The sequence below is a fragment of the Chromohalobacter sp. HP20-39 genome, assembly GCF_033052815.1.
Classification (GTDB): domain Bacteria; phylum Pseudomonadota; class Gammaproteobacteria; order Pseudomonadales; family Halomonadaceae; genus Chromohalobacter.
In genome coordinates this window covers 1-371 of the sequence record NZ_JAWHTP010000276.1, presented here as the reverse complement: position 1 = coordinate 371, position 371 = coordinate 1, and the positions used below count along the sequence as shown (strand labels likewise).

The 371-nt window shown below is 64.4% G+C and carries 1 protein-coding gene; it reads left to right on the top strand.

From position 1 onward, the window contains the following. A partial coding sequence (locus tag RVY79_RS17970) for a 7-cyano-7-deazaguanine synthase (protein ID WP_317465880.1) occupies positions 1–371 on the top strand: 371 nt, incomplete at both ends.

Sequence of the window (371 nt, the reverse complement as noted above, 5' to 3'; positions counted from 1 at the left end):
CCCACGACGGCATTCCCATCACCTATGTGCCGGCGCGCAACACCATCATGCTGTCGCTGGCGCTTGGCTGGGCCGAGGCCGTCGGTGCGCGTGACCTGTTTTTCGGCGCCAATGCGGTCGACTACTCCGGCTACCCGGACTGCCGCCCCGAATACGTTGCTGCGTATGAGACGCTGGCCAACCTAGCCACCAAGGCCGGCGTGGAAGGCGAGCACATCCGCGTAAACGCGCCCATCATCGCCATGACCAAGGCGGAGATCATCCAGGCCGGCGCGCGACTGGGCGTCGACTATGGCATGACGGTGTCGTGCTACAAGGCTGACGAAGAAGGCCGTGCCTGCGGCGTATGCGATTCGTGTCGTATCCGCAAG